Annotated in this window: 15 protein-coding genes; 9 read left to right on the top strand and 6 right to left on the bottom strand. The window is 65.9% G+C overall.

The genetic code is table 11. From position 1 onward, the window contains the following. Positions 1-7: 7 nt before the first annotated feature. Positions 8-1,135, bottom strand: a complete 1,128-nt coding sequence (locus AC1DPF_RS10065; RefSeq protein WP_477869487.1) for an acyl-CoA dehydrogenase family protein — start codon at positions 1,133-1,135, stop codon at positions 8-10. A gap of 92 nt (positions 1,136-1,227) precedes the next feature. On the opposite strand from AC1DPF_RS10065, the gene AC1DPF_RS10060 reads away from it, so the two are divergent. Beyond that, positions 1,228-1,854 carry a TetR/AcrR family transcriptional regulator gene (locus AC1DPF_RS10060; RefSeq protein WP_477869489.1) on the top strand — a complete coding sequence of 209 codons (627 nt, stop codon included), beginning with the start codon at positions 1,228-1,230 and terminating at the stop codon, positions 1,852-1,854. Between the two features lie 34 nt (positions 1,855-1,888). Here the strand turns inward: AC1DPF_RS10060 and AC1DPF_RS10055 are convergent, their stop codons facing one another. Together AC1DPF_RS10055 and AC1DPF_RS10050 are read right to left on the bottom strand one after the other, a co-directional pair. Continuing rightward, positions 1,889-2,896, bottom strand: a complete 1,008-nt coding sequence (locus tag AC1DPF_RS10055; protein ID WP_477869491.1) for an inorganic phosphate transporter — start codon at positions 2,894-2,896, stop codon at positions 1,889-1,891. A gap of 2 nt (positions 2,897-2,898) precedes the next feature. Then, positions 2,899-4,014, bottom strand: a complete 1,116-nt coding sequence (locus AC1DPF_RS10050) for a DUF47 family protein (RefSeq protein WP_477961091.1) — start codon at positions 4,012-4,014, stop codon at positions 2,899-2,901. A gap of 319 nt (positions 4,015-4,333) precedes the next feature. On the opposite strand from AC1DPF_RS10050, the gene AC1DPF_RS10045 reads away from it, so the two are divergent. The 5 genes from AC1DPF_RS10045 (at position 4,334) to AC1DPF_RS10025 (ending at position 10,371) form a co-directional block, all read left to right on the top strand. Next, positions 4,334-4,684 carry a UrcA family protein gene (locus tag AC1DPF_RS10045; RefSeq protein WP_477961050.1) on the top strand — a complete coding sequence of 117 codons (351 nt, stop codon included), beginning with the start codon at positions 4,334-4,336 and terminating at the stop codon, positions 4,682-4,684. Between the two features lie 317 nt (positions 4,685-5,001). Further along, positions 5,002-5,757 (top strand): trehalose-phosphatase, encoded by a 756-nt coding sequence (otsB, locus tag AC1DPF_RS10040; protein ID WP_477961048.1) that lies wholly within the window; start codon positions 5,002-5,004, stop codon positions 5,755-5,757. Then, a complete protein-coding gene (locus AC1DPF_RS10035) occupies positions 5,754-7,550 on the top strand; it encodes a glycoside hydrolase family 15 protein (RefSeq protein WP_477869497.1) in 1,797 nt (598 codons plus the stop codon). The genes otsB and AC1DPF_RS10035 overlap by 4 nt, the downstream gene beginning before the upstream one ends. Continuing rightward, positions 7,547-8,935: an alpha,alpha-trehalose-phosphate synthase (UDP-forming) gene (locus AC1DPF_RS10030; RefSeq protein ID WP_477869499.1), complete on the top strand. Its 1,389-nt coding sequence runs from the start codon at positions 7,547-7,549 to the stop codon at positions 8,933-8,935. The genes AC1DPF_RS10035 and AC1DPF_RS10030 overlap by 4 nt, the downstream gene beginning before the upstream one ends. 167 nt (positions 8,936-9,102) lie before the next feature. Then, positions 9,103-10,371 carry a DUF3422 domain-containing protein gene (locus AC1DPF_RS10025; protein WP_477961047.1) on the top strand — a complete coding sequence of 423 codons (1,269 nt, stop codon included), beginning with the start codon at positions 9,103-9,105 and terminating at the stop codon, positions 10,369-10,371. Positions 10,372-10,569: 198 nt separating this feature from the next. Here the strand turns inward: AC1DPF_RS10025 and AC1DPF_RS10020 are convergent, their stop codons facing one another. From AC1DPF_RS10020 to AC1DPF_RS10010, 3 genes are all read right to left on the bottom strand, one after another. Beyond that, complete coding sequence (locus tag AC1DPF_RS10020; protein WP_477961045.1) at positions 10,570-12,099, bottom strand: hypothetical protein; 1,530 nt, start codon at positions 12,097-12,099, stop codon at positions 10,570-10,572. 75 nt (positions 12,100-12,174) lie between these two features. After that, positions 12,175-13,683 (bottom strand): YifB family Mg chelatase-like AAA ATPase, encoded by a 1,509-nt coding sequence (locus AC1DPF_RS10015; protein ID WP_477961043.1) that lies wholly within the window; start codon positions 13,681-13,683, stop codon positions 12,175-12,177. Positions 13,684-13,750: 67 nt separating this feature from the next. Further along, the gene (locus AC1DPF_RS10010; protein WP_477869518.1) at positions 13,751-14,251 is read right to left on the bottom strand and encodes a DUF3251 domain-containing protein; all 501 of its coding nucleotides are present in this window, start codon (positions 14,249-14,251) and stop codon (positions 13,751-13,753) included. A gap of 210 nt (positions 14,252-14,461) precedes the next feature. On the opposite strand from AC1DPF_RS10010, the gene rpmH reads away from it, so the two are divergent. From rpmH to yidD, 3 genes are read left to right on the top strand one after another with little or no spacing between them, the layout of a single operon-like run. Continuing rightward, a complete protein-coding gene (rpmH, locus tag AC1DPF_RS10005; protein WP_127744382.1) occupies positions 14,462-14,596 on the top strand; it encodes a 50S ribosomal protein L34 in 135 nt (44 codons plus the stop codon). A 17-nt stretch (positions 14,597-14,613) separates the two neighbouring features. Next, on the top strand, positions 14,614-14,946 hold the full coding sequence (gene rnpA, locus AC1DPF_RS10000; protein ID WP_477961041.1) for a ribonuclease P protein component: 333 nt from the start codon (positions 14,614-14,616) through the stop codon (positions 14,944-14,946). Beyond that, entirely contained in the window at positions 14,943-15,155 is a 213-nt protein-coding gene (gene yidD / locus AC1DPF_RS09995) for a membrane protein insertion efficiency factor YidD (protein ID WP_477869522.1), read from the top strand. Before rnpA ends, yidD begins: the two co-directional genes overlap by 4 nt. Positions 15,156-15,159: the final 4 nt, after the last annotated feature.

Genomic DNA, 15,159 nt, shown 5'->3' with positions numbered 1-15,159 from the left:
GCTATCCTCAAAGCGCGCGGGCGATCACCATCCGCTGAATGTCGGAAGTGCCCTCGTAGATTTGGCAAACGCGGACGTCGCGGTAGATTTTGGCCAGGCCATATTCCTCCAGATAGCCATAGCCGCCGAGCGTTTGAAGGGCGCCCGAGACAATGGCTTCAGCCGCCTCCGACGCGAACAGCTTGGCCATCGAGGCTTCCTTCAGGCAGGGAAGCCCGGCGTCCTTGCAGGTCGCGGCATGTAGGACGAGGTGGCGGGCGGCCTCCAGCCGGGTGGCGAGGTCGGCCAGGCGAAAACCCACCGCCTGATGCTCGATGATCGGCTTGCCGAAACTCTTGCGGTCGCGGGCATAGCCGATTGCGATCTCCATCGCCGCCTGCGCCATGCCCACGCATTGCGCTGCGATGCCGATCCGCCCGGCCTCGAGATTGGCGAGCGCGATGTTGAGGCCGCGCCCTTCCTGGCCGAACAGCAGGTCATCCTCGACGAATAGATCGTCGAAGCGGATCGCGCAGGTGTCCGACGCGCCCTGGCCCAGCTTATGTTCTATCTTGTCGACCGAAAATCCCGGCTTGTCGGTGGGCACCAGGAAAGCGGAGATGCCCTTCTTGCCCGCTTCCGGATCGGTGACGGCGAACACCATGACCAGCCCGGCGATGCTGCCGGAGCTGATGAACTGCTTGGCGCCATTGAGTTTCCAGCCGCCGTCGGCACGGGTGGCGCGGGTGCGCAACGCGGCCGCGTCCGATCCAGCGTCGGTTTCCGTCAGGGCGAAGGCGCCGATAATGCGGCCACCGATCAGCTCGGGGAGGAAGCGGGCCTTTTGATTCTCGGTCCCTTCCTTGAGCAGCCCACCGACCAGCAGGCTGTTCTGGATCGAGAGGATCGTCGAAAGAGCGCCGTCGGCGGCGGCGATCTCGATCAGCGAAAGCGCATAGGAAACATAATCTGCCCCGGCGCCGCCGACCGATTCGGGCGCGACCATCCCCATCAGGCCGAGACCGGCAACCTCCTCGAACAATTCCTTGGGATAACCCTTGGCCGACTCAAACGCCTGACTGCGCGGGCGGATACGTTCCTGGGCGAAGTCTCGCACGCCATCCCTGATGGCCGACTGGGTCTCCGTAAGAATCATGAAACCTCTGCGATTGGGGGTGGTTACTCATCAGTAGATTGCATCCCCATCGGTTTCATGTCAAGCAGCGATCAGGGTCATTGGAAGCCGAAGTGCAGCTGGAAAACACCGAATCACCGTTTCGTACGCGCGAGCAGAAGGCCGAGGAGCGCTCGGCCAAGCGCCAGGCGGTGCTGCTCGCGGCGGTGCGGATGTTCAACGAGCGTGGCTTCCATGCGACGTTGCTCGACGATGTGGCAGCGAGCCTCGGAATCTCCAAGCCCACCATCTACCATTACCTCGGCAACAAGGAGCAGGTGTTGCTCGAATGCGTCGCGATCGGACTTGAGCAGTTTCTCGATGCCGTCGAGGAGGCGCACCGGACACCAGGCATGGGGCTCGACCGGCTGCGCCATTTCCTGCGCCGCTACGCCGAGATCAACATGGACGATTTCGGCCGCTGCGTGATACGGACCGGCGTGGAGGCGTTATCCCCCGAGGGCGCGCAGAGCCTTCGCGAGCGCAAACGCCGGATCGACAAGGCGATGCGCGATCTGATCGAGGATGGCATGGCGGACGGATCGATTGCCCGCACCGATCCGAAGATGCTGGCGTTCACGGTAGCGGGCGCGCTCAACTGGCCGGCGCGCTGGCATGCACCGGGCGGCGAGTTGAGCGCCGCGGACATTGCCAGGCAAATGGTGGATATATTGACCGAAGGACTGGCGCCGCGCACCTGACTCCCCCTCCCGCAGTGGCGGCAGAAGGGAGGCGTCAGCCCATCAGCCCGACCAGCCAGTAGAAAGCCGCTGCAATTGCCGCGGCGGCGGGCAGGGTGACAACCCAGGCGATCACGATGCTGCCGGCGACGTTCCAGCGTACCGCCGACAGCCGCCGGGAGGCGCCGACACCGACGATAGCGCCGGTGATCGTGTGGGTAGTCGACACCGGCACGCCGAGCCAGGTCGCGGCGAACAGCGTGATCGCCCCCCCGGTTTCCGCGCAGAAGCCCTGCGCCGGCGTCAGCCGGGTGATCTTCGATCCCATGGTGTGGACGATCCGCCAGCCGCCGAGCAGCGTGCCCAGCCCCATTGCCGACTGGCAGGTGATCACCACCCAGAAGGGGACGTGGAATTCGCCACCGAGCATATGCTGCGAATAGAGCAGGACGGCGATGATCCCCATCGTCTTCTGCGCGTCATTGCCGCCATGGCCGAGCGAATAGAGCGACGCCGACACCAGCTGCATCCGGCGGAAGCGCTTGTCCGCTGTTGTGGGGGTTACGCGGACAAAGGCCCAACTGGTGATCAGCACCAGCAGCAGCGCGAGAAGCAGTCCGACCGTGGGCGACAGGATGATCGCGAAGCTGGTCTTGAGTACGCCGGACCAGACCACCGCCGACAGGCCGGCCTTTGCGGTGCCGGCGCCGATCAGGCCACCGATCAGGGCGTGGCTCGACGAGGAGGGAATGCCGAGCAGCCATGTGATCACATTCCAGCTGATCGCGCCCATCAAGGCGCCGAAGATCACCTGGGCATCGACGATGTCGGCGTCGACGATGCCCTTGCCCACCGTCTCGGCGACATGAAGGCCGAAGAAGAGGAAGGCGATGAAATTGAAGAAGGCCGCCCAGGCAACCGCATAATGTGGCTTGAGCACGCGTGTCGACACGACCGTCGCGATCGAGTTGGCGGCATCGTGCAGGCCGTTGAGAAAGTCGAACGCCAGCGCAATGCCGATCAGCCCGACCAGCAGCGGGAAGGAGAGGAGAGCGCCTTCCATCGTCAGGCGTGATCGAGCACGAGGCCCTGGATCTCGTTGGCGACATCCTCGAACCGGTCGGTGATCTTCTCGAGGTGGCTATAGACCTCGCGGCCGATGATGAACGCCATCGGTGATGTGTCGCCTTTCGCCTTGAACAACGTCTTCAGGCCGGAATCGTGGATCTCGTCGGCATGGCCCTCGAGCTTGACGATCCGTTCGGTCAGGCTGTGGAGCCGTGCGGCGTTGCGGCCCAAGTCGCGCAGCAGCGGCATCGCATCGGCCGTGATCCGTGCCGCCTCGACGATGATTCCCGCCATGTCGCGCATCTGCGGCTCGAACGTCTTGAGTTCGTACAGGGTGATCGCCTTGGCGGTCTGGTTCATCTGGTCGATCGCATCGTCCATCGAGCCGATGAGGCTGGTGATCGCCGTGCGGTCGAACGGCGTGATCAGCGTCTTGCGGACATCGACCAGGACGTCGCGGATGATGTCGTCGGCATCATTTTCGCGATCGAAGATCTCCTGGCAGTGGATCGGCATGTCGGCGCCGCCCTGCAGCAGCCGGCCGAGCGCGTCCGCGGCGGTGACGGTCAGCGCCGCATGCGCCTCGAACTGTTCGAAGAAGCTGCCTTGCTTGGGCAGCAATGCCTGGAACCAGCGCACTATGGTGAACCTCTCTGCTGTGTGGCGGCGGGTCGCCGCCACAAATCTCTCGGTAAGTCCGGGATTCCACACCGGCGGGTGGAATGTCGACAATATGTCCTTCAGCTCGAGCTCGTCGACCGCGGCGGCGGCGTCGGCCGGCGCGAACCAGCGCAGTTCGCGCTCGTCCTGCTCCGGCCACTCGTCGAGCTGGGTCGTCACTGAAAATGGAAAGATGTCGACCGTCGCCGGGCGGGACGTGCCGTTCTTGCGGGTCTTGCGATAATTATAGCTGCCGATCGCGAAGGGGCAGGCGATGCCCACCAGACCGGCTTCCTCATAAGCTTCGTGGCTCGCCGCCTCGTGGCTTTTGAGACCCTTGATCCGGTTGCCCTTGGGCAGCACCCAGCGCCGCGTATCCCGCGAGGTGATCAGCAGCACCTCGATCTGGCCTGCTGGGCTGGTGCGATAGGGCAGGACGGCAATCTGGCGAATGATCTGATCCCCGGTTCGGTCGCTTCACCTACAAATGTGACGATCCTGTTGCAATCGCCTTGGGCGATTCAAAATTCCCGTCGCCGATCGGCGGGTGCCGGGTCCTTCCTGTCGTTCGTCGACTCCGGCGATGCGTTTGTCGGCCGCCATGCGCCTTGGTGGAGGCTTTGGCGCGGTCGGTCGAAGCGGAAATGCGCGGCGCGCGTGCCTGGCCTATCTCCTTTCCAACGGCAGACCACCCCGGTGACCGGGCCGCCGCCACGCAGATTTACCGGATGAAGGTCGCCACCCAAGTCCGGAACGCAACAGGAGATATGACATGACCCGTTCGACCACTTTCTTCGCCGCCCTCGCCGCCGCCGCCGCTACCGCTGCCACCGTCTCGTTCCCGGCCCAGGCCGCGGAAGTGACCCAGACCAGCGCGGAAGTCCGCTACGGCGATCTCGATCTCGCCAGCCAGGACGGTGCCCAGGCTCTCAAGGCCCGCGTCATCCGCGCCGCCAAGCAGGTCTGCTCTGCCGATGGCGACAAGTCGCTCAAGGCGCTGTCCCAGTCCGAGAGCTGCACCAAGGTCGCTATCGCCCGTGCGATGCCGCAGGTCGAGCTGGCACTGGCCAACGCCGGCACCCAGATTGCCGAGAACAGCCGCATGAACGTCGCGGCGCACTGATCGCTCCGCCTCCCGGGGTCCCCCAGCCCCCCTATCGCCCCGGGAGGCACCCATGTTTCGAGATACACGCGGCGGACTGGCAATTTCCTCCGCGTGGGACGCACCCTCGGGTTCCCTTGCCCGGGGGTGCTTTCCGTTTTCCTCACTGCCTCCGGGCAGCTCGCGCACGCTCCCCGTGCGCGCCGACCGGCTTCCAGCAAAAGCGCCGACGGAACTGAACGGCGGCTCCACGCGTCCTCTGCCTGGCTCAACCCGGATTTCCACGGAAGAGCTGCGTCATGACCGAACCCCGTCCTTCATCGCCGTGAGGAAATTGCATGTCGACCCGGCCCAGCCAACCGGTGCTCGCGCCACCGCCGCGGATCGAGCCTTCGAGCCACAGCCTGTTCGTAGACTTCGATGGAACGCTGGTGCCGCTGGTCGACCGGCCGGACCTGGTCCGGGCCGATTCCGAATTGACCGAGCTGCTGGAGGCGCTCCATCGGCGCTTCCCTGGTCGGCTGGCGCTGATCAGCGGCAGGTCGGTCGAGCAACTCGACCGGATGATCGGGCCGATCACGCAGATCATCGCCATCGCCGGCAGCCATGGCGCGGAGGTCCGCCACGACGGCCGGCTGATCCAGCCGCCACGGCCGGCCGGTCTCGATGCCGCCATAGCCGAAGTGCGATCCTATGGCGCCGGGCATCCCGAGATGATCATCGAGGAAAAGAGCCATGGCGTGGCGATGCACTATCGAGTCGCCCCCATCCTCGAGGAGCCGGTGAAGCGGCAGGCCTATAAAATCGCCGAGCGAACAGGTCTGGAAGTCCAGCCGGGCAAGATGATGGTCGAACTGCGCGGCCCCGGGTGGGACAAGGGCGGGGCCGTCGAGGCCCTGCTGGCCGCCCCCCCCATGACCGGGACGCTGCCGGTGGTGATCGGCGACGACCTTACCGACGAGCCGGCGATGCGGATCGCGGGCGAGAAGGGCGGCTTCGGCATTCTCGTCGGCGCCCGGCGGGAAACCGCCGCGCTCTACGGCCTGGGCGATGTCGGGGCGGTCCGGCACTGGCTGTGGGACATGGCCGCATGACCGCGACGCTCGATCTCTGGCCGATCGGTAATTGCCAGGTGTCGGCGCTGGTCGATCGCGCCGGGCGCTTCGTCTGGGCGTGCGTCCCGCGCGTCGACGGCGATCCGGCCTTCTGCTCATTGCTGGACGATCATCCGCCATCGGCCGAGGGCGCACGCGGCTTCTGGGAGATCGACCTGGAAGGCGGCGTCGAGACGCACCAGGAATATCTGCGCAACACCGCGATTCTCATCACCCGTCACAGCGATGGCGCGGGCAATGCGATCGAAGTGACGGACTTCTGTCCAAGGCACTATCGTCATGGCCGGATGTATCGTCCGGTCGCCTTCGCACGGATCGTGCGGCCGATCGCCGGAAGCCCGCGCATCCGAGTCAGGCTGCGTCCGGCCTATGACTGGGGGGCGGCCGATCCGACGACGACGCAAGGGTCCAACCATATCCGCTACCAGCTGAGCGACACGACCCTGCGTCTCACCACTTCCGCTCCGCTCGGCTGGATCCAGGCCGAGCGGTTGTTCCGAGTGGAGCGCCCGCTGCATTTCTTTCTCGGACCTGACGAGAGCTTCGTCGGCGACATCGGCGGCGCGCTCGACACCATGCTCAAGCATACCGCGGCAGAATGGCGTCAATGGACCCGCGCCCTGGCGACGCCGGTCGAGTGGCAGGAGGCGGTTATCCGTTCGGCCATCACCCTGAAGCTGTGCCAGCACGAGGAGACCGGGGCGATCGTCGCGGCGCTCACCACCTCGATCCCGGAACATGCCGGCTCGGAACGCAATTGGGACTATCGCTACTGCTGGATTCGCGACGCCTATTACACGGTGCAGGCGCTCAATCGCCTCGGCGCGCTCGACGTGCTCGAATCCTATCTCGAATATCTGCGCAACATCGTCGACAACGCCAAGGGCGGGCATATCCAGCCGCTTTACGGCGTCGGCGGCGAAGCCGTTCTGACCGAGCGCGTCGCGCCGGCGCTGTCGGGCTATCGCGGCATGCGGCCGGTGCGGGTCGGCAACCAGGCCTATGAGCAGATCCAGCACGACGCTTATGGCCAGATCATCCTTTCCAACGCCCAGGCCTTTTTCGACCGCAGGCTTTACCGGATGGCGGGCATAGAAGACTTCCGCGCGCTCGAACGGGTCGGCGAGCATGCCTGGGATGTGCACGACAAGCCCGATGCCGGGCTGTGGGAGCTGCGCACCAAAAGCCACGTGCATACCTATTCGGTGGCGATGTGCTGGGCGGCCTGCGACCGGCTCGCCAATGCCGCCGAGGCGCTCGGCCTTCCGGCGCGCGAGCGCTTCTGGCGCGACCGCGCCGGCCATATCCGCGCCCGCATCGAACGCGCCGCCTGGCGCGAGGATACTCAGCGTATCTCCGCAACCTTCGGGGGCGACGATCTCGACGCGAGCCTGATCCAGCTGCTCGACCTGCGCTTCGTGAAGCCGGGTGACGAGCGCTTCCAGGGCACATTGCGGGCGGTCGAGGATGGATTGCGGCGCGGATCGCACATGCTGCGCTACGCGACTGAAGATGACTTCGGCCTGCCGCATACCGCTTTCAATGTGTGCACCTTCTGGCTGATCGAAGCATTATGGCTGACGGGCCGAACCAATGATGCACGCGAACTGTTCGAGGAAATGCTGTCGCGGCGGACCCCGGCGGGGCTGCTGTCGGAGGACATCGATCCTGCGACCGGCGAACTCTGGGGCAACTATCCGCAAACCTATTCTTTGGTCGGCATGATCAACTGCGCGACCCTGCTCAGCAAGCCGTGGAGTTCGGTGCGATGAGTCGGCTGATCATCGTCTCCAACCGCGTCCAGCCGCCGACGGGCGAAGGCACTGGCAGCCAGGGCGGCCTCGCTGTCGCCCTGTCGGCGGCGCTGCGCGAATCGAGCGGGATCTGGTTCGGCTGGTCGGGCGACATCACCGATCAGTTCACCGGCCATATCAACCTGCAGCGCAACTACGGCGTCACCACCGCGACGATCGACCTCGAGGAGCAGGACGTCGACGAATATTATAACGGCTATGCCAATCGCACGCTGTGGCCGCTATTCCATTACCGGATGGACCTGGCCGAGTTCGAGAGCGGCTTTGCCGAGGGCTATGAGCGGGTCAACCAGCGCTTCGCCGAAACGCTCGAACCGCTCATCGAGCGCGACGATCTCGTCTGGATTCATGATTATCACATGTTCCCGCTCGGCCAATATCTGCGCGACCGCGAGGTTGCCAACCGGATCGGCTTTTTCCTGCACATCCCGTGGCCGCCCTACCGGCTGCTGCTGTCGCTGCCCAATCACCGCCAGCTGGTCGAGACATTGTTCGCCTATGACGTGGTGGGCTTCCAGACCCAGGATTCGCTGACCAGCTTCCACGACTATGTAACCCAGGAGATGGGCGGCACGATCGCCGAGGATGGGCGGGTGACGGTTGACGACAGGTCGATACGGGCGATCGCCTGCCCGATCGGGATCGACACCGAGAATTTTGTGGCGGCGTCGCAATCCGCGCCCGCCCGCTATGCTTATTACCGGATGCGCCAGAGCAGTTCGGGGCGGGACATGATCATCGGCGTCGACCGGCTCGACTATTCAAAGGGCCTGGAGGAACGCTTCCTCGGATATGAACGGCTGTTGCAGGGCGAGGAAAAGCTGCACGGCGAAGTCTTCCTGCTGCAGATCGCCCCGCCCTCGCGTGGCGACGTGCAGAGCTACCGCGAGATCCGCGCCTCGCTCGACGCGCTGTCCGGCCGGATCAACGGGGCTTATGCCAATGTCGAATGGGTGCCGATCCGCTACGTGAATCGCGGCTATCCGCGCGATCGGCTCGCGGGCATCTACCGCGCCGCCAAGATCGGGCTGGTGACGCCGCTGCGCGACGGCATGAACCTGGTCGCCAAGGAATATATCGCCGCGCAGGACCCGGAAGACCCCGGCGTGCTGATCCTGTCGCGCTTCGCCGGCGCAGCCGAGCAGCTGACCGAGGCGCTGCTGATCAATCCCTATAGCCCGGAGGAGATCGCCGATGCGATCACGCTGGCGCTCGATATGCCCCTCGAGGAACGCAAGGCGCGATGGCGCGCCTGCATGGACAATATCGCGGCCGAAGACGTGATCTGGTGGCGCCGGCGCTTCACCGAGGCGCTCGAGTCGGTGACGCAGTCGGTCGGCTGAGCAAGAGGGCGCACATCCTCCTCAAAATCGGCATCCTGACCTGATCCGGGTCCGACGCGTGACATATCGCACCCGCGCGGCTATTTATTTTCTGATGCTGCGATGCGGCAATGGGCATGCGCTGGAGGAATATTCTGTCTGACGGTCGTCCGATCGATGAGTTCCGCATGCTAGCGCGAAGCCATCCGCTACGAGCGTCGCTCTCCGAGGAAATGCACGTCCGCAAGTTGCCGCATTTCCACGCACCCGCGCGGCTGATGCAGATCGTCACGCATGTCGGCGAAAAGGGCATCGAGGATAGCCGCCTCCATGTCGAGGCGCTCTGCGCGCGCCACGATGTCGCCATTCCCGCCAGCGCCAAATATTTCATATGCCGGCTCGGTGAGTTCGAGCTGGTCTGGGAACGCCACACCGAGGTCGCGAGCTACACATTCATCCGCCGCGACATGTTCGATCCGGGCTTCAGCAGCGAGCCCTTCGCCGCGCTGGCGGACGACTTCGTCGCGCAGCTTCCGGGCGAGGTGATCCGCGCGACCCAGATTGCCCTGGTCGGGCGCGATGTCGCACCCGATCTGCTCGATAGCCTGACGCGGTTTTTCTCGGCCGACGATCTGATCGTCTGCGATGTGATGGATGGGCGCGCGCGCCTCTGGTCGGATTTCCGGTTGCACGCGGACGGCTTCGGCCGCCTGCTGATCGCCGATCACGGCCTCGAAGGCGCCGAACCCGCCCAGCTCATCCAGCGCGTGCAGGAGCTGGGCAATTACCGCAACATGGCGTTGCTTGGGCTGCCGCTGGCGCAGAGCCTGACCCCACGGGTGACCGCGCTGGAGCAACGCCTGTCGGCCCTCACCGGCGCCGTCGCCGAGCGCCTGTCGGACGATGAGGGGCTGCTCGACGAGCTGAGCTTTCTCTCGGCCGAACTGGCGCGGCTGATGGCTGACACCAGTTACCGGATGAGCGCCACCCGCGCCTATGCGCAGCTCAGCACCGATCGGCTGCACAGCCTCGCCACCCGTGCGGTGCGCGGCCATCCGACCCTGGTCGACTTTGCCGAGCGGCGGCTGATCCCGGCGATGCGGACCTGCAATTCCTTCTCGCAGCGGCTCGAGGATCTGTCGCAGCGCGTCGCCTGGACCAGTTCGCTACTTCGCACCCGCGTCGACACCGCGCTGGCCCGCCAAAACCGCGACCTGCTCGACTCGATGGACCGCCGCACCCACCTCCAGCTCCGCCTCCAGCAGACCGTAGAGGGGCTCTCGGTGGTGGCGATCAGCTATTATCTGGTCGGGTTGATCGGCTATGTGTTCAAGGGGCTGCACGAGGTTGTGCCGGTCCTGAAGCCCGAACTCGCGACAGGCCTTGCCATACCGCTGGTGGCGCTGTGCGTCGCGCTGGCGGTACGGCGCATCCGGCGTACGCTGCACGCGGGATAGGGGCTCGGATCGTCGGCCTGGGCCGGGCCCGCCACCTTCAACTCACTACTGCGCCCCGACGATAGCTGAGCGCCTGGCGACTGGGTGCGGCCGACGACCTGCGATTATGCGCCACCCCGAAGCAAATCATCGCGAACGACACATGGTCGAAAATACGCCACCACATCATCTTGTCCCCTTTTTCGGTCGATGCTTCGATTAGTGGATAGTCGGTGTCCACCAAATGTTGATGGCGCGGGGATGGCCGGTGGCGGGGATCGTCCAGCGGAGCCTGGCGTGATGCGTTGCCGCGATCCGGCTATCCATCTCACTGCCGCCAAACACCAGCATATAGGTGCCGCCAGGCAGCCTCGTCATAGCCAGGGGCGGCCCCCGTCGACCGGGATCGACGAGATCGATCCCTTTGCCATGCGCGAGATAGGCCAGTGGCTGATAGAGCCACCAGTCCTCGGCGATCACCTGCGCCGGTCCGCTCACGGTCGTCGCCGCCAAGATGCACTCGACCGCCACCTGCTTGGGTTCGCGCAGCCCGGTCCAGAAGGCCGTTGCGGAGACGCTGCCCTCCCGCTCCAGCACGACGAAATAGCGTAACCAGAAGCCGACCAGAAGCGACGCCGTAATCGCTAGGGTAAACAGGATTGCGCGGCCCTCCCGTCCCGGTTCGGGGAACAGCCGCCGGATCAGCAGCCCAAGCGCCAGAACGGTTGGCACGATCAGCACCAGCGCATAACGTTCATGGTGCGGCTGCAGCGCTTCGTTGCCAGCGATCAGGAAGAAGGCCAGGAGACTGGCCACCCAGCCAGTGACAATGCCTGCGATCAGCCCGAAGCGTTTTCCCCATAAGCCGGCGGTGCCTACGGTCACCAGCAGGGCCAGCAGCGCCGCGCCGAACACGTCGGCGGCATGGCGCGCGACGCCGAGACCATGGCCGGTGACGAAGCTGTATACGGTCTCGCCCGACAGGAGGCGCTCAAATAGAAGCGGGAAGATCGCCCATTCTAGCGGCTGGGTGAGTCGGTCTTTCAGTCCAGCCATTCCGATGCCGACCTGCCCCTGCGAGGTGGTGATCGCGAGCAGGGCCAGCGCGGCGGCGAGGAGCGCGACATGAACACCGCTGCGCTTGAGTGCCTGTCTACGCCCGTGCCGCTCAAGGTCGGCGCCGAGGAAGGCGAAGGTCAGGAACGGCGCGGCGAATACGCTGGTCGGATGGACGATCAACGCGAGCGCAAAGGCAAGCGCCGAGAGCAGTGGCCGGCCTGCCAGTGCCGCCCAGCAAGAGGCGAGTATCACCAGGCCGATATGGCTCGGATCCCAGCCGAACCGCGCATAGACGATGTTCGCGGGCAGCGCCGCCATCAGCAGCAGCGCGATCATCGCGGTGGTGCGATCGAAGAAGCGTCGGCCGATTGCATAGGCCAGCCCCATCGCCGCAAGCGATGAGATCAGCGGGGGAATACGCAACAGCGTCACGCTCGGCGTGAAGATCGGCTGGAGCACAAGCATCCAGCCGATCTGCACCGGCCCAGGCAGATTTCCGCTCGGAGTCCGCCAACGCAACGCTTCGCCCCCGGCCCAGCGCTGCGCCTGCACCCCATACCAAGCCTCGTCACCATTGAGGCCGGGCAGCCGGTCGAGCGCATAGATGCGGAATATTATAGCGATCGCTATGATGATCCACGGCGCGGCCGCGATTATCCGGGACGACAGCGTGTCGGCGCGCGCAGTCATCGCCGGTGATCCAAGACCCGCGTCATGGCCATCGTCTCGCGCAGGATGAGCGCGATCTCGCCGCCCCACCCAGCCTCAACTCACCGCCGCCCGCCGCCGATAGCTTAGCGCTTCCGCGATATGCACCCGGCTCACGCCTTCCGCGCCCGCCAGATCGGCGATCGTGCGGCTGACCCGCAGCACCCGGTGATAACCGCGCGCCGACAGCCGCATCGCCTCGGCGGCCTGCGCGAGCAGCTTGCGGCCTGCCTCGTCCGGCGTCGCGACGCTGTCGAGCAGTTCGCCGTCGGCCTCGGCATTGGTGCGGGCGCCATGGCCGGTGAAGCGCGCGGTCTGGATCGCGCGGGCGGCGGCGACGCGGGTGGCGACTTCGGCCGAGCCTTCGGCGGGGGGCGGCAGCACGAGATCGGCGGCGCTGACGGCGGCGACCTCGACGTGGAGATCAATACGATCGAGCAGCGGGCCCGATAGCTTGGCTTGGTAGTCCGTGGCGCAGCGCGGCGCGCGCGAGCAGGCGAGGGCGGCATCTCCGAGATGGCCGCAGCGGCAGGGATTCATCGCCGCGATCAGCTGGACGCGGGCCGGGAAGGTGACATGGGCGTTGGCGCGGGCGACCGAGACCTTGCCGGTCTCGAGCGGCTGGCGCAGCGAATCGAGCACCGCGCGCTGGAACTCCGGCATTTCGTCAAGGAACAGCACGCCGAGATGGGCGAGGCTTACCTCCCCAGGGCGAACGCGCAGCCCGCCGCCGATCAGCGCGGCCATCGACGCCGAATGATGGGGGCTGCGGAACGGGCGGGCGCGGATAAGCCGCCCGCCCTGCAACTCGCCGGCGACCGAGGCCACCATCGACACTTCCAGCGCTTCGGCGGGCGTGAGCTCGGGCAATATGCCGGGAAGGCAGGCTGCCATCAGCGACTTGCCCGCGCCGGGAGGTCCGCTCATCAGCAGGTTATGGCCGCCGGCCGCGGCGATCTCCAGCGCGCGCTTGGCGGTTTCCTGACCCTTTACCTGCTTGAGGTCGGCCAGGATGACGGGAGCGTCGGCGGTGCCCGGTTGCGGCGGCACGAGCGGTGCGCCGCCCTTGAAGTGGCCGATCAGTGCGAGCAGATCGGGCGCCGCCACCACTTCGATCGAGCCGGCCCAGGCGGCTTCGGACCCCTGCGCCGAAGGGCAGACGAGGCCCAGGTCGCGTTCGGACGCGTGCAGGGCGGCGAGCAGTACGCCCGGCGCCGGGGCGACGCGGCCGTCGAGCCCGAGTTCGCCGACGACGACATAGGAGGCCAGCGTCTCGGCATCGATCACGCCCATCGCGCCGAGCAGCCCCAGCGCGATCGGCAGATCATAATGCGCGCCCTCCTTCGGCAGGTCGGCGGGCGACAGGTTCACGGTGATCCGCTTGGGGGGCAGCGCGAGGCCGATCGCGGACAGCGCCGCCCGCACCCGCTCCCGGCTCTCGGCAACCGCCTTGTCCGGCAGCCCGACTACCACGAAGGCCGGCATCCCCGGCGCGACCTGCACCTGTACTTCGACGGCGCGGGCCTCCAGCCCCAGAAATGCGACCGTCGCGACATGCGCCACCATAGACCAGCCCCCGATGTTCCCGGGCTGTTCTATCGGCGGGGGTGAAAGGATTGTCGAGGTTTTTCGGCTATTGGCTGAGCAGGTCCACCTGGCCGCTGTCGAAGGCCGAGAGCTTCACCCAGCCAAGCGAGGTCGGCGCGACGCCAGGAAGATCGATGCTATACTGATGCCAACTGCCGGCCGGCAGCGGCTCCGGCGCCACGAAATTCAGCGACTGCACCGTGCTGGGCGTCATCGGCGAGCCCTTGGCGTCGTTCGAGCCCCATTCGACCTTCGCCGTCATGCCGCTGAGCCGCGCCGTGGTCGGATTGCCGAAATCCAGCACGATCCGCGAGCCGCCAGCATAGGGCTGGACATCGGCGAGCGCCACCGCCACTCGGCCGAAATCGGTGGCGAGAAGGCCATAGCCGGTCTGACCCGGCTTGAGGGTAATCGCCTGGTGTTCGCCGATCGACTGCTCGACCTTGGCGAGACGATCCTCCATCGCCTTCAGCCGATCGTCGACCTTCGAATGGCAGGCGCTGAGCGCCGGCAGCAGCATGAGCAGGCAGAGGGCGGAACGGCGCATGTCGGTCTCCAGGCTAAGACTGTGTTGCGCCTCCGAACGCATGCGAAACGAAAAGGAGCCATCGGCCGAAACGAATTCTGCCGTGGTCTTGTCGATCGCCGGTGCCGTGCACATTGATTGACTCGCGCCGGGCTTTTGCCTAAGCGCGCTCTCGTTAGCGGCTGCCACTTGTTCGGCGGCCCTTTTGTTTTGAATTTGAGGCGAGATACGATGAAGCGCACTTTCCAGCCGAGCAACCTGGTCCGCAAGCGGCGCCACGGTTTCCGTTCGCGCAGCGCCACCCCCGGTGGCCGCAAGGTGCTGGCCGCTCGCCGTGCGCGCGGCCGCAACAAGCTGTCCGCCTGAACGCGACTCCGTATGCGGTGCTTCGGCGCCGTGCGGATTTTCTGGCGGCGAATGGCGGCCGGCGGGCGCCAATGCCCGGTTTCGTGCTGCTGGTAAGGCCGCGCGGCGATGACGATCCCGTCATGCGCCTGGGCATCACCGTGACCAAGAAGATCGGCAATGCGGTCGTCCGCAACCGCATCAAGCGACGCTTCCGCGCGCTCGCCCGCGAGCTGCTGCCGATCGCCGGCATAGCCGGTGCCGATCATGTCCTGATCGGCCGCTCCGGCGGTCTCGACAATGATTTCGCCGATCTGCGCGCGCAGCTGCTGAAAGCGTTGGGGAAGATTTCGCCGAGGCCGCCGGCGTGATCGGACGGGTCATCATCCTGCTGGCGAAGGCCTGGCAGAAGGGCCCATCGCTGATCCTGCCGCCGACCTGTCGCTACGTGCCGAGCTGTTCGGCCTATACGATCGAGGCCGTCTCGCGCTATGGCGCGCTCAAAGGCGGATGGCTCGGGCTCCGCCGGATTTGCCGATGCCACCCCTGGGGTGGCTCGGGCCATGATCCGGTGCCCTGAACAT

Source organism: Rhizorhabdus sp. P4_G6 (assembly GCF_056401045.1).
The sequence above is the reverse complement of the archived record's forward strand: the minus strand, read 5'-3'. Positions and strand labels throughout refer to the sequence as shown.